The following is a 14,124-nucleotide window of genomic DNA, read 5'->3' as shown; positions in this document are numbered from 1 at the left end:
GCTGCTGATATTGCTGCTGCTGCCGCTGCCGCTGCTCGCCACCGCAGCCGATCGCTGGCAGCTGGAAAAGGTAGTGGAGATCGGCCGGCACGGCGTACGTCCTCCGACGGCGGCTAACCGGGCAGAGATTGAAGCGGCCACGCAGCGCCCCTGGCCGCGCTGGAGCACGGCGGATGGCGAGCTTACCGGTCACGGCTACAGCGCGGTAGTAAATAAAGGACGCTGGCAGGGTAACTACTACCGTCAGGCGGGCCTGCTCCACGCGGGCTGCCCTGACAGCCGGCAAATTTATGTGCGCGCCAGCCCGCTGCAGCGCACGCGGGCCACGGCCCAGGCGCTGACTGACGGCGCGTTTCCCGGCTGCGGTGTGCCGGTGCACGTTGTCGCCGATGGGCCGGACCCCCTGTTTCAGAGCGATAAATTTCCATTTGCCCGGACCGATCCTGCCCGCGAGCAGGCAGCGATTGCCGCACGGGCTGGCGACCTTGCTGCGCTGCAGCAGCGGCTGCAGCCGGCGATCCGGCAGCTAAATGCGGCGGTCTGTGACGGCGATTGCCGCTTTTTTTCGCGCCCGTGGCAGCTGAAGCAGACCCGGAGCGGCCACAGCTATATCCAGGGATTAAGCGTCATGGCGAGCATGGTGGAAACGCTGCGTCTCGGCTGGAGTGAAAATCTGCCACCAGAGGCGCTGGCGCAGGGGCGCCTGAACAGCGCGCAGCAGATTACGGCGCTGCTGCCACTGCTCACCGCAAATTACGATCTGAGTAACGATGTCCCTTATCTGGCACAAAAGCGCGGCTCAATATTGCTCGATGCGGCGATCGCGGCGCTCGAAGATCGTCCCGGCTCGCCCGATACCCGCTGGCTGCTGCTGGTAGCCCACGATACCAATATCGCAATGGTGCGCACCCTGATGAATTTCAGCTGGCAGCTGCCGGGCTACGCGCGCGGTAATATCCCGCCGGGCAGCAGCCTGGTGTTTGAGCGCTGGCGCGATACGCGTGACAACAGCCGCCGGCTGCGCATTTACTTTCAGGCGCAGAGTCTGGATGCGCTGCGCCAGCTCGCGCCGGTGGATCGGCAGCACCCTTTACTGCAGGCAGAGTGGCATCAGCCAGACTGTCACGACAGCGCCATCGGCACGCTCTGTCCTTATCAATCGACGCTGGCTCAGCTCAGGCAGGGAGTCGACAGCAGCGCCCTCGCCCCCGTCACATGGGCTCCCTGAGTCAGTTGCACCTTTGTTCAGCCCGCCATGCGGGCTTATCAGTTTCCCGGCCGCCTCTTCGTTCTGCTGAAGCGTTTTTATGGCTGAATTGCGATAATTCTATATTTGTCCGCTGTGACATAACGCTATGAAATTTAGCGTATTCTGAGTGCGTCAATCATCCCTTAGTTTTGACCTATTTTTCCGTTTTGGTTCTATTTTTCGGCGACAGGATGCGCCGAATACTTTTTTTCCCATAAAAAAAGTCGCCACACAGGGCGACTCTTTTCTTTTTAGCCTGACGCTCAGCGTTTCTGCTTTTTCACCAGCGGCCACGCCAGCAGCAGCAGCACAATCCAGGCAAAGCCCACGTAGAGTGAAATTCGCGTATCAGGGAAATAGCCAATCAGCGCAATGATAAAGGCGAGAAACAGCACGCCTGCCCAGGTGGTGGCACTGCCGCCCGGTACGGCAAACTGCAGCTGCGCCGCCTGCGCCTTGCCAATTTTGCGCCGGAATGCGATCTGCGACAGCAGGATCATAATCCATACCCAGACCGTGGCAAAGGTCGCCAGCGAGGCGATCACCAGGAAGACTTTTTCCGGCATCAGGTAGTTCAGATAAACGGCGATAAGCATCGCAAACATCATCACCACCACCGTCACCCACGGGATGCCGCGCGAAGAGACTTTCTGGAACACTTTAGGCGCATGGCCCTGCTGCGCCATACCGTGCAGCATACGCCCCACGCCAAACACATCGCTGTTGATGGCAGATAGCGAAGCGGTCAGCACCACAAAGTTAAGAATTGACGCCGCCGCAGCGATACCCAGATGCTGGAACGTCAGCACAAAGGGGCTGCCCTCGGTACCGACCTGATTCCACGGGTAGATCGACATGATGACAAACAGCGTACCCACATAAAACACCAGGATACGCAGCGGCACCGAATTGATCGCGCGCGGAATCGATTTGGCGGGCTCATCCGCTTCACCGGCGGTAATACCGATGATTTCGATCCCGCCATAGGCAAACATCACCATCTGCAGCGAGAGCAGCATACCCACAATACCGTGGGCGAAGAAGCCGCCGTTGCTCCAGAGATTATGGATCCCGGTCGGCGTTCCGCCGTTGCCGATGCCCCAGAAAATCATGCCAAAGCCCGCCACAATCATGATGATAATGGTGGCGACCTTAAAGAAAGAGAACCAGAACTCTACTTCGCCAAACACCTTCACGCTCATCAGGTTGATGGCGCCGATAATCAGCACTACCGACAGCACCCAGATCCAGTGCGGTACATCCGGAAACCAGACGCCCATATAGATGCCAAATGCGGTGACATCCGCGATCGCCACAATCAGGATCTCAAAGCAGTAGGTCCAGCCGGTGATATAGCCCGCCAGCGGACCGAGATAATCCTGCGCATAGCGCGAAAAGGAGCTTGATTGCGGATTGTTAACCGACATCTCCCCCAGCGCACGCATGATGATATAGGCCACCGCGCCACCAATAATATAGGCCAGTAAAACGCTGGGCCCCGCCATCCTGATAGCATCCGCCGAGCCGTAAAACAGCCCGGTACCGATTGCCGATCCCAGCGCCATAAAGCGAATATGGCGCGTGCTCAGTCCGCGTTTGAGCGTGTTGGTTTCTTGCATAACAAACAGGTCCTGTGAAAATGAAAAAACCACGGGCAAGCCCGTGGTCGGAATGAACAGCCGTGTCGTTTACTGCCGGACGACTACCTGCTGTGGTCCTTTAATGCGATCCACGACGGCAGCAATCACCATCATTGCCAGCGAAGGCGGCAGCCAGGCGAGTCCCTGGTCGGCCAGCGGCAGATGCTGGCTGAACAGCGGCAGTATCTCTTTAAAGCTGGTGGTTTTGATTGCATCCACAATGCCAAACAGCAGGCTGACCAGCATGGTTGGCGCAATAATACGCGCGCTGCGGTTCCACCAGTTGAGGGTGAAGCTTAGCACTATCAGCACGATACAGGGCGGATAAATTGCTGTCAGCACCGGGATGGAGATCTGAATCAGATGGCTCAGCCCCAGATTTGACACCACCATCGAGAACAGGCCCAGAATAAACACCAGCGCTTTGTACGAGAGCGGCAGATACTGTGCAAAGAACTCAGCGCAGGCGCAGGTCAGGCCAACGGCCGTTACCATGCAGGCGATAAAGATCAGCGCCGCGAGGAAGAAGCTGCCCATGCTGCCAAACGTCTGCTGTACATAAGCGTGCAGAATAGCGGCGCCGTTGGCATTCTGGTCAACCAGGCCGGCGCTGCCGGAGCCAAGCTTGAACAGGCTCAGGTAGACCAGCGTCAGTCCGACACCGGCGATCAGGCCAGCCAGCATGGTGTAGCGCGTCAGCAGTTTCGCATCTTCAACGCCGCGCGAACGCGCCGCATTCACAATCACGATACCAAACACCAGGGCGCCCAGCGTATCCATGGTGAGATAGCCATTTACAAAACCGGTAGAGAACGCCGCGCGCTGATAGTCTGCCGTCGCAGGCGCAATACCGCCCGCCGGCCAGACCAGCGCGGCAACGCCGAGTATGGTCAGCGCGACAATTTTCAGCGGCGCCAGCACGTGCCCGACGGTATCCAGCAGCTTGCCCGGATAGAGGGAGATCCCGATAACCAGCGCAAAGTAAATAAGGCTATAGATAAACAGCGGCAGCGGGCCGTCACCGGTCAGCGGAGCGATACCGACTTCAAACGAAACGGTCGCGGTACGCGGCGTCGCAAACAGCGGTCCCACGGCCAGATAGCAGACCGTCGCCAGCAGCAGACCCGCTGCTTTACCGATTGGCGAACTGAGCGCATCGATGCCGCCGCCAACGCGCGCCAGCGCGATCACGGTCATGACCGGCAGGCCGACCGCGGTCGCGAGGAAGCCGAGTGCGGCGACCCAGACGTGTTCACCAGACTGAATTCCCACCATCGGTGGAAAGATAATGTTGCCTGCGCCAACGAACAGGGCAAAGGTCATAAAGCCCAGCGCAAGGATGTCCCTCGAGGTTAAACGGTATGTCATAACTTCTGTCGTGCCTGTAGCTGATGTTGCGGTGGAAGTTGAGTTTGTGTTGTCCCCTGATTGCGCGATAACAATGGCTTAGCTGGATTACCCAGTGCGAAATGCGGGCCGAATCGAGACAGCGCAGGTGATTTAATCTGCTTTTCTTCTGTTCACAGAGGGATGAATCGACAACGGCGCAAATTAAAACGTTTATAGCGGAGAAAGACAATACGGGATCGGAAAACCAGAAGGATATCGCGCATAAGCGTATGCAGGCAGTGAATATGGGCGAAATAGCCGCTAAACACCCCAGATGATTTGTTTAAAATTCAGACAAAGCGAAAGTTGTTCTTGCATAAGTGCGGTTCAGGATGCACAAAAGGCGCGATTTACGCGCCTGTCTGCACAACTTTACACTCTCACCACACCTGTTTAGCGATATCCACCACCAGACGGATCTTCTGCCACTGCTCCGCTTCGCTCAGGCTATTACCCTCTTCGGTGGAAGCAAAGCCGCACTGCGGGCTGAGGCAGATCTGATCGAGGCTGACGTACTGCGCCGCTTCCAGCAGCCGCGCTTTAACCTGTTCAGGATCTTCCAGCGCGCCGGTTTTGGTCGTGATAAGGCCGAGTACCGCTTTCTGATGACCTGGCTTAATAAAGCGCAGCGGCTCAAATCCGCCGGAGCGTTCGTTGTCATACTCCAGGAAAAAGGCGTCGATATTCACGCCGCCAAACAGGATCTCCGCTACCGGCTCATAGCCGCCTTCTGATATCCAGGTCGAGCGAAAGTTACCGCGGCACACGTGCAGCCCGACGGTGAGATCGGCCGGTTTATCTGCCAGCGCCGCGTTCAGCACCTGGGCATAAGTGCGGGCCAGCGCCTGCGGATCGTCGCCGCGTGCGCGGATCTGCTCCTGCTGCTCCCCGGAGCAGAGATAGGCCCAGACGGTATCGTCCAGCTGCAGATAGCGGCAGCCGGCAGCATAAAACGCGGCAATGGCGTCTTTATAGGTCTGCGCCAGATCGGCAAAGTAGGCATCCAGATCGGGGTAAACCGTGGCGTCGATAACCTTGCGGCCGCCGCGGAAATGCAGCACGCTCGGGCTGGGAATCGTCATTTTAGCGACCGCGTCGCCGGCGATACTCTGCAGAAAGCGGAAGTGTTCCAGCATCGGATGCGCCGGATTAAACGAGACTTTACCGGTGACTTTTACACCGTGCGCTTTGGTCTGTACGCCGTTGAACTGGATCCCCTGCTCCGCTTCGAACAGCTCTACGCCATTCAGATCGCCAAAGAAATCGAAGTGCCACCACGCGCGACGGAACTCGCCGTCAGTGACAACCTGCAGGCCATTGGCACGCTGCTGCGCGACAACATCGCGAATAGCCTGGTCTTCCACTTCGCGCAGCTGCTCAGCGCTAATCTCACCACGGGCGTGCTGTTCGCGCGCCTGTTTGATCGCAGCGGGACGCAGAAAACTGCCGACGGTATCGGCGCGGAACGGGGCGTGCTGAGCGGGCATAGATTCTCCTTGCAGACCGGTAGTTGCGGTCAGGTATAATTTCTTCTGGTTATTTCAGCCATCTGGATGGCTATATGTCCAAAGAGTGCCACGCTTCCGCGCGCGGGGCAACGGAAGAATTTTCAGCAGACATGAAGAAAATTCATTTTCCTGAGCACGCGCTTGCTGCTTATTCAATGGCCGCCCGCGCAGCGGAGATTTGCGCATCGGAGAGAGGTAAATAGCCCGCTTCCGCCACCCGCCACTGTCCCTGCGACGACAGTACCTGATGCAGAAATGCCGCCACCAGCGGCGGCAGCGGCTTGCCCGGTGGTTTGTTCACGTAAATATAGAGCGGCCGGGACCAGGGATAGCGGCCGCTGCGGATGGTATCGGCATCGGGCATGATGCTTTCGCCGGTCCGGGTGACAATCGGCACGATCTTCACACCGCTGAGATGAAAGCCAAAGCTGGCGTAGCCGATACTCTCTGGCGTGGTCGCAACCGCCTGCACCACGGCAGCCGAACCGGGAAACTCCGCTACGTCAGCGCGAAAATCGCCGCGGCAAAGCGCCTGCTGCTTGAAGAACCCCCAGGTGCCGGAGGCAGAGTTGCGGCCAAAGCGCTGGATGCGCCGCTGCGCCCACTTATCATCTGTCACGCCCGTATCGCCCCAGCGCTGCGGAACCTGCGTGCCGCCGCACAGCCGGGTAACAGAATAGAGCGCATCAAGCTGCGGCTGGCTGATACGCTGCAGCGGATTAGCCTGGTTCACCACCACGACCAGCGCATCCATGGCGACCGGTACGGCGAGCGGCGGATAGCCGTAGCGGGCAATAAACAGCTGTCGCTCATCGTTCTGCATCGGCCGGCTCATCGCGCCCAGCTGTGCGGCTCCCGCTGCCAGCGCCGTTGGCGCGGTCGAAGAGCCCGCCGCCTGTACCTGAACGTTGACGCCGGGCGCCTGCAGGCTGAAATCTTCCCCCCACAGCGTCATCAGATAGCCCAGCGTATCTGACCCGGCGCTGCTGAGGTTGCCGGCCAGCATCGCTTTTTGCGCCTGCGCCAGCACAGAGAAGAGCAGCAGAAGTGTGAACAGCAGAGATTTCAGCATGGAGCCGCCGTCAGAGAGAAGAAGAGCGCTATTGTGGCAAGCCTGCGAAAACGGCGCAATGCAGATTACCCCGCCCGCTCCTGCGCGGCCTCTTCCACAATCAGACGCGACGGCAGCAGAAAGCGAAAGCAGGTCTCCTGATGCGGCCAGCTGCTGATCTCCAGCCGCGCACCGTGATGGCTCAGCGCATGCTTGACGATCGCCAGCCCCAGTCCGCTGCCCCCGGTAGCGCGCGACCGCGCTTTATCAACGCGGTAAAAACGCTCCGTCAGGCGCGGCAGATGCTCCTCGCTGATGCCGGGACCGTTATCGCAGACTTTAAACTCCGCTCCCTGCCGCGTGCGCAGCCAGCTGATATGAATATGCGTGCCTTCCGGCGTGTGGTTAACCGCGTTATAGACCAGGTTAGAGATAGCGCTGCGCAGCTGCTCGTCGTTACCCAGTACGCGCAGATGAGGATCGGTATGGAAGTGAATAACATGGCGCCCCTGGCTCAGCGTTTCCGCTTCGCGCTGCAGCAGATGCAACATGGCCGGTACATCAACCCGCTCTTTGAGATCGAGCGCCGGGGCCGCCTCAATGCGCGACAGCGTCAGCAGCTGCCTGACCAGGCTGTCCATGCGCCGGGTCTGCTCCTGCATCGTGCCCAGCGCTTTGCTGCGCGTGCGCGCATTCATCGCCTCATCGTCCATCATCTCCAGATAGCCCTGCAGCACCGTGAGCGGCGTACGCAATTCATGACTGACGTTGGCAAAAAAGTTGCGGCGGGCGCCCTCCAGCTGATGCATCTGGGTCACATCGCGCGCCACCATCAGCCACTGCCCCTCGCTGTAAGGCATCACGCGGAACTCCATGTGCCGCTGATTATTCAGCACTACCGTCAGCGGCCGGGCAAAGTCGCGCTGGCGGATATAGCGGGAGAATTCGGGATAGCGCAGCAGGTTGAGAATATTCTGGCCGTTATCCTCCGGCCAGCGCAGCCCCAGATGCTGCTGAGCGAGGCCGTTGCACCAGAAAATGGTTCCCTCTTCGGTGGTGAGCACCACGGCATCCGGCAGCGACTCCGCGCCGCTGCGAAAGCGCCTGATCAGGTTTCCCAGCTCGCGGCGGCGACGGCGGTTACGCAACTGCATCTGGTAGAGGCCATAAAACAGCGGTTCCCAGCTGCCGCGCCCGGTGGGCGGCGTCATTGAGCGGTCGACCCACAGCCAGTGGGAGAGCCGCATCAGATTAGTAAAGTGCCAGGCCAGAACGCCTGAGACGGCTGCCAGCAGCCACCACGGCAGATAACCAAACAGCAGGCCGAACAGCAGCGCAGGCAGACAGGCCAGCGCCAGCTCGGTCAGTAATCGCTTCCAGGAGAGGCGTTCCAGCACGGTAGCAGGCTCCGTTTAGTAGCGGGCAGAGAAACGATACCCTGTTCCGCGTACGGTTTGCACCATACGATCGTGGCCGGAGATTTCCAGTGCTTTACGCAGGCGACGAATATGCACATCTACGGTGCGATCTTCGACATAGACGTTGGTGCCCCAGACGTGGTTCAGCAGCTGTTCGCGGCTGTAGACCCGCTCCGGATGCGTCATAAAGAAATGCAGCAGCTTATATTCGGTTGGCCCCATCTCCAGCGGCGTGGTCTCCGACATCACGCGGTGTGAGGAGGGATCGAGACTCAGCCCCTGCATCTCAATCACCTCTTCGACCGCCATCGGAGAGATGCGCCGCATGACGGCTTTGATACGCGCCATCAGCTCTTTCGGTGAGAACGGCTTGGTGATGTAATCATCTGCGCCCACTTCCAGTCCGCGCACGCGATCCTCTTCCTCACCGCGCGCGGTCAGCATCATGACCGGGATATCGCGCGTCATGGCTTCGCGCTTCAGATGCTTAATAAACTGGATGCCGCTGCCGCCGGGCAACATCCAGTCCAGCAGGATCAGATCGGGCCAGGGTTCAATCAGCCGGCTAATCGCGCTGTCATAATCTTCCGCTTCAATAGGCTGATAGTCGTTCTGTTCCAGCACAAAACATAACATTTCCCGGATGGGCGCTTCATCTTCCACAACCAAAATGCGCTTGGCCATTATTGCTCCTGCGAGTGTGACGGGATGTCACTAGGATATGCGGCGTCATTATGCGTCAGTTTTATGACACTTTTATGAAAAACCCGGCCGGTAAGCAAGAGATAAAAACCACCCTCGCACCGGCAAAAACGTCTTTTTTCCTTTGTGCCCGAAGCCGTTATACTGGCCGCCAGCTTTCAGGCAGGACACCCCATGCGCATTATTCATACCGCAGACTGGCACCTCGGTCAGTTTTTTTACAGCAAGAGTCGCGCCGCCGAACACCAGGCTTTTCTTGACTGGCTGCTCCGGCAAATTGCTGAGCATCAGGTTGATGCACTGATCGTGGCAGGCGATCTGTTTGATACCGGTTCGCCCCCCAGTTACGCCCGTGAAATGTTTAACCGGTTTGTGGTCGCGCTGCAGCCCAGCGGCTGTCAGCTGGTTGTGCTGGCGGGCAATCACGATTCAGTCGCCACGCTGAATGAGTCACGCGAACTGCTGGCCTGCCTTAACACCCGGGTGATCACCAGCGCTACCCCCGGCGGTGAACAGCAGGTGCTGACGCTGACGCAGCGCGACGGATCGCCGGGCGCGCTGCTGTGCGCCATCCCCTATCTGCGCCCGCGCGATATTCTGCGCAGTCGGGCCGGTCAGTCCGGTCGCGACAAGCAGTTATCGCTGCTGCAGGCGATCGAGCAGCATTACCAGCACTGCTATAGCGCCGCCGTGGCAGAAAGAGAACGGCTGGATGAGCCGCTGCCAATCGTCGCCACCGGCCACCTCACTACCGTGGGCGTGACCAAAAGCGACGCAGTACGCGATATCTATATCGGCACGCTGGATGCGTTTCCGGCGCAGGCGTTTCCGCCCGCAGACTACATTGCACTCGGCCATATTCACCGCGCGCAGCGGATTGCCGGCACGGAACATATTCGCTACAGCGGCTCACCGATCCCGCTCAGTTTTGATGAGAGCGGACGTGATAAAAGCGTCTGGCTACTCGATTTTGGCCGCACGCTGGAGAGCGTAACCGCGCTGACCATACCCGCCTTTCAGCCGATGCAGATGCTAAAAGGTTCGATGGCAGAGATTGAGGCGCAGCTGGCCCAGTTTGCCCGCTATGAGGGATCGCTGCCGGTATGGCTGGATATCGAGATCACCACGCAGGAGTACCTCACCGATCTGCAGCGGCGTATTGAACAGCTCACGGCCACGCTGCCGGTAGAGGTGCTGCTGGTGCGCCGCAGCCGCGCGCTGCGTCAGCGCAGCCTGGAACGGCTGACAAATGAGACGCTGAGCGAACTGAAAGTCGAAGAGGTTTTTGCCCGTCGCCTGGCACAGGAGTCAGAGCTGGACGCGCAGCAGAGTGACGGACTGACCCGCCTGTTTCGCAGCGCGCTGGCCGCCCTCGAGGATCCATCCGCATGAAAATTCTGACGCTACGTTTTAAAAATCTCAACGCGCTGCGCGGTGAATGGCTGATCGACTTCCGCCAGGAGCCGTTCGCCAGCAACGGTCTGTTTGCCATCACGGGCGCTACCGGCGCCGGCAAAACCACGCTGCTGGATGCGATCTGCCTGGCGCTCTATCACCAGACGCCGCGCCTTGGCGGGCTGTCGCAGAGTGAGAATCAGCTGATGACGCGCGACACCGCCGAGTGTCTGGCTGAAGTCGAGTTTGAAATCAAAGGTGAAGCCTGGCGCGCCTTCTGGAGCCAGAACCGGGCGCGCGGTCAGGCTGACGGCAAGCTGCAGGCGCCGCGCGTGGAGCTGGCGCGGGTCGCTGATAATCAGATCGTGGCGGATAAAGTCGGCGATAAGCTGAAAGCCATAGAGTCGCTCTCCGGGCTCGATTTTGCCCGCTTCACCCGCTCAATGATGCTGTCACAGGGTCAGTTTGCCGCGTTTCTCAACGCCCGGCCCGGCGAGCGTGCCGAACTGCTGGAGGAGCTGACCGGTACCGAAATTTATGGCGATATCTCCATCCATATCTTTGAACGCTGGCGCGCGGCGCGCGGCGCGCTTGAGACGCTGCGCGCCCGTGCCGGCGGCATCGCGCTGCTGGATGAGGCGCAGCGGGCGTCGCTCACACAGCAGCTGGAGACCTTAAGCGCGGAGGAGCGCGCGCTGAATGCACAGCTTACGCAGGCGCAGACGCAGCAGCAGTGGCTGGCGCAGGCACAGCAGCTGACGCAGGAGCAGCAGGACGCTGACGCGGCGCGCCAGGCAGCGGAGCAGGCGTGGCAGCAGGCGTCCGCAGAGCGCCAGCAGCTGGCGCGCGCCGAGCCTGCAGAGAAGCTGCGCGCCGGACTGCAGCTGCGTGAACAGCTGCAGCAGGACAGTGATGCACAGCAGCAGCTGGTCCGGCAGCTACAGGCGCAGCAGCAGCAGGCTGAAACCACGCTGCAGCAGGCGGAACGCGATTATCAGCAGGCGCTGCAGAAGCGCGATGAGGCGGTGGAAGCCGGACAGCAGCTCGAAACGCTGCTGACTGAGCAGGTGCTGCCGCTCGATCAGCAGATAGCGCGCACCGCGCAGCAGCTGAGTGAACAGCAGCAGCAGCTGACGCAGCAGCAGCAGGCGGTCGCCCGCAGCGAACAGGCGCTGCAGCAGCAGCAACAGGTGAGTGAACGCTTACAGCTACAGCTGGCTGAACAGCAGGCGTGGCGCACGCGCGAAGCGGCTACCGCCGGCTGGGGGCCGGAGCTGGCGCGCTGGCAGGCTGATATCGGACACCTTGAGGAGCGTGAACAGGCGGCGACGCAGCTTGCCGGACAGCAGCAGCGGCAGCAGCAGCAGCTGGCGCAGCTACAGCAGACGCTGGCAGCGCGTGAACAGGCGGCTAAGCCATTAGCGCAGGCGGAGACGGAGAGCCGCCAGCAGCGCGAACAGGCTGAGCAGGCGCTGACCTCTCTGGAAAATCAGCAGCGCAGCGCCGATCTGCGCAATGCTCTTGCGCGCTATCAGCAGCAGCGCGCCCCGCGTCAGCAGCTGACGCTGCTGGCCGCGCAGTGGCAATCGCTGCAACCGCAGCGCGTACAGCGGGCTGCCCGGCTGACGCAGCTGCAGCAGAGTTACCTGCAGGGTGAAGAGACACTGCAGAAACTGCGCGACAGCTGGAAGCGCGAGCATCAGGCGCTGCTCGATCTGCATCGCCTGTGCGAACTGGAACGGACCATTGCCCGGCTCTCTGATGAGCGCGCCAGACTACAGCCTGACGCCCCCTGCCCGCTGTGTGGTTCCTGTCAGCACCCGGCGGTAGCGGACTATCAGCAGCTCCGGCCGGATGAGAATCAGCAGCGGCTTACCGCGCTGGAGACGGCAGTGGCGCAGCTGAAAGAGGCGGGCACGGCACAGGGCGAACAGCAGAAACTCTCTCTGCAGCAGCAGCAGGCGCTGGAAGAGGAGCTGGCTGAACTGGATCGCCAGCTGGCCACCATCGATACCAGGTGGCAGGCGCTGTGCACCCCGCTGGGGCTGCACTTTACGCCGGCGCAGCATGCAGAGTTCACTGCCTGGCAGCAGCAGCTGGAGGCGCAGGAGCTGACGGAGCAACAGCAGCTGCAGGCGCGTGAAGAGGCGGCAGCAGTGCTGCAGCAGGCTAAAGATGCCCATCTGCAGCAGCAGCAGCGGTGGCAGCAGCATCTGCAGGAGCAGCAGCTTGCACAGCAGCAGCGGGAGAGCGCACAGCAGCAGCTGGCCGATCTGGAGCAGCGTTTCAGAGATGAACAGCAGGCGCTGCAGCACGCTGCGGCGCGGCTGACGGAGCAGCTCGCGGCCCATCAGCTTCGCCTGCCGGAACCCGCCGGACGCGCCAGCTGGTTTGCCGCACAGCAGCAGCGCTGGCTGCGCTGGCAAGAGAGTGAGCAATTACTGACTTCTCTGCAGCCGCAGATCGCCAGAGCGGGGAGCGAGCAGCATAGCCTGCAGCAGACGCTGCAGCGTGAACAGCAGCAGCAGGAGAGCCTGCAGCACGCTCTGACGCTGATGCAGCAGCAGCAGCAGGATCTGCAGCAGCAGCGCAGCCAGCTGTTTGGCACGCGCAGCGTAACGGAGGCGCGCCGGCAGCAGCACACGCTACTGCAGCAGCTGGAACAGGCGCTGGCAGGGGCGCTGCAGCAGTGGCAGCAGGCGCAAAGCGGACTGCACAGCCTGCAGGGTCAGCTGGCGCAGACGTACAGCCAGCAGGCCGCCCTGACGGAGCGCCTGCAGCAGGCGCAACAGCAGTTCAGCCAGGCGCTGCGGCAGAGCGAATTTGCTGATGAAGCAGCACTGCACGCGGCGCTGCTGCCGGAAGAGGTGCTGCTGCCGCTGCGCGCCCGTCTGCAGCAGCTGGAGCAGCAGCGTTTGCAGCAGATTGCTCTTTATGAACAGCTGGAGCAGCGGCTGGCGCAGCATCAGCAGCAGCGTCCCGCTGGCTTCAATGATGAACAGGCTGCCGCTCTCAGCCAGCAGCTGGAGACATTACGCCTGGCGCTGCGTGATAACGCGCGCCAGCAGGGAGAAGCGCAGCAGCAGCTGCAGAGTGATGCACACCTGCGTCAGCAGCAGCAGGCGCTGCTGGCAGAGATCGCCGCCGATGAAGCTGAGCTGGTGCAGCTGAGCCGCCTCAACGATCTGATCGGTTCAGCCAAAGGTGACAAGTTCCGCCGGTTTGCGCAGGGGTTAACGCTGGATCATCTGGTCTGGCTGGCGAATCGTCAGCTCGATCGCCTGCATGGTCGCTATCTGCTGCAGCGACGCCTCAGCGATGAGCTGGAGCTTGAGGTGGTGGATACCTGGCAGGCGGACGCAACCCGCGATACCCGGACGCTTTCGGGCGGTGAGAGTTTTCTGGTGAGTCTGGCGCTGGCGCTGGCGCTCTCCGATCTGGTCAGCCACAAAACCCGCATCGAATCTCTGTTCCTTGATGAAGGGTTTGGCACGCTGGATGCTGAGACGCTCGATACCGCACTCGACGCGCTGGATGCGCTTAACGCCAGCGGGAAAACCATCGGCGTGATCAGCCACGTTGAGGCGATGAAAGAGCGTATCCCGGTTCAGATCCGGGTGCGGAAAATGAATGGTCTGGGATACAGCAAGCTGCAGCTGCCGGGGGAGTAACCTGCGACTGATTCTGGTTCTGCAGAGAGTCAGAGGAATGCCATAGCTTTCCGCCCGGCGCGCGGTAGACTCAGCGGCTGGCTCCCGTTTTTCAGGTTCTG

9 protein-coding genes are annotated in these 14,124 nt (G+C 60.7%); 3 read left to right on the top strand and 6 right to left on the bottom strand.

All coding sequences use genetic code 11. The annotated features are described in order from the left end of the window. Position 1: 1 nt before the first annotated feature. The gene (locus F3J39_RS00540; protein ID WP_211049238.1) at positions 2-1,228 is read left to right on the top strand and encodes a histidine-type phosphatase; all 1,227 of its coding nucleotides are present in this window, start codon (positions 2-4) and stop codon (positions 1,226-1,228) included. A gap of 284 nt (positions 1,229-1,512) precedes the next feature. Here the strand turns inward: F3J39_RS00540 and proY are convergent, their stop codons facing one another. The 6 genes from proY to phoB form a co-directional block, all read right to left on the bottom strand. After that, positions 1,513-2,868: a proline-specific permease ProY gene (proY, locus tag F3J39_RS00535; protein WP_039382953.1), complete on the bottom strand. Its 1,356-nt coding sequence runs from the start codon at positions 2,866-2,868 to the stop codon at positions 1,513-1,515. A gap of 69 nt (positions 2,869-2,937) precedes the next feature. Next, on the bottom strand, positions 2,938-4,257 hold the full coding sequence (brnQ, locus tag F3J39_RS00530; RefSeq protein ID WP_166713750.1) for a branched-chain amino acid transport system II carrier protein: 1,320 nt from the start codon (positions 4,255-4,257) through the stop codon (positions 2,938-2,940). Between the two features lie 401 nt (positions 4,258-4,658). Beyond that, positions 4,659-5,765: a cobalamin-independent methionine synthase II family protein gene (locus tag F3J39_RS00525; RefSeq protein ID WP_166713749.1), complete on the bottom strand. Its 1,107-nt coding sequence runs from the start codon at positions 5,763-5,765 to the stop codon at positions 4,659-4,661. 169 nt (positions 5,766-5,934) lie between these two features. Then, positions 5,935-6,855, bottom strand: a complete 921-nt coding sequence (locus tag F3J39_RS00520; protein ID WP_166713963.1) for a PstS family phosphate ABC transporter substrate-binding protein — start codon at positions 6,853-6,855, stop codon at positions 5,935-5,937. Between the two features lie 68 nt (positions 6,856-6,923). Then, a complete protein-coding gene (phoR, locus tag F3J39_RS00515) occupies positions 6,924-8,234 on the bottom strand; it encodes a phosphate regulon sensor histidine kinase PhoR (protein WP_071668615.1) in 1,311 nt (436 codons plus the stop codon). 15 nt (positions 8,235-8,249) lie between these two features. Beyond that, positions 8,250-8,939 (bottom strand): phosphate response regulator transcription factor PhoB, encoded by a 690-nt coding sequence (gene phoB / locus F3J39_RS00510; protein ID WP_039382949.1) that lies wholly within the window; start codon positions 8,937-8,939, stop codon positions 8,250-8,252. Between the two features lie 192 nt (positions 8,940-9,131). Between phoB and sbcD the strand changes: the two genes are divergently transcribed. Together sbcD and F3J39_RS00500 are read left to right on the top strand one after the other, a co-directional pair. Next, positions 9,132-10,349, top strand: a complete 1,218-nt coding sequence (sbcD, locus tag F3J39_RS00505; RefSeq protein ID WP_071668614.1) for an exonuclease subunit SbcD — start codon at positions 9,132-9,134, stop codon at positions 10,347-10,349. Then, positions 10,346-14,023, top strand: a complete 3,678-nt coding sequence (locus F3J39_RS00500) for an AAA family ATPase (protein WP_166713748.1) — start codon at positions 10,346-10,348, stop codon at positions 14,021-14,023. Before sbcD ends, F3J39_RS00500 begins: the two co-directional genes overlap by 4 nt. The last annotated feature ends 101 nt before the right edge of the window (positions 14,024-14,124 follow it).

It is taken from the genome of Pantoea sp. Acro-807, assembly GCF_011752675.1.
Lineage (GTDB): Bacteria > Pseudomonadota > Gammaproteobacteria > Enterobacterales > Enterobacteriaceae > Pantoea > Pantoea eucrina.
This window is presented reverse-complemented; position numbering and strand designations above follow the sequence as displayed.

Excerpts from the sequence above, each read along its gene's own strand:
- F3J39_RS00500 (WP_166713748.1), top strand. The coding sequence starts at position 10,346 with ATGAAAATTCTGACGCTACGTTTTAAAAATCTCAACGCGCTGCGCGGT.
- proY (WP_039382953.1), bottom strand. The coding sequence starts at position 2,868 with ATGCAAGAAACCAACACGCTCAAACGCGGACTGAGCACGCGCCATATT.
- phoB (WP_039382949.1), bottom strand. The coding sequence starts at position 8,939 with ATGGCCAAGCGCATTTTGGTTGTGGAAGATGAAGCGCCCATCCGGGAA.
- F3J39_RS00525 (WP_166713749.1), bottom strand. The coding sequence starts at position 5,765 with ATGCCCGCTCAGCACGCCCCGTTCCGCGCCGATACCGTCGGCAGTTTT.
- brnQ (WP_166713750.1), bottom strand. The coding sequence starts at position 4,257 with ATGACATACCGTTTAACCTCGAGGGACATCCTTGCGCTGGGCTTTATG.
- sbcD (WP_071668614.1), top strand. The coding sequence starts at position 9,132 with ATGCGCATTATTCATACCGCAGACTGGCACCTCGGTCAGTTTTTTTAC.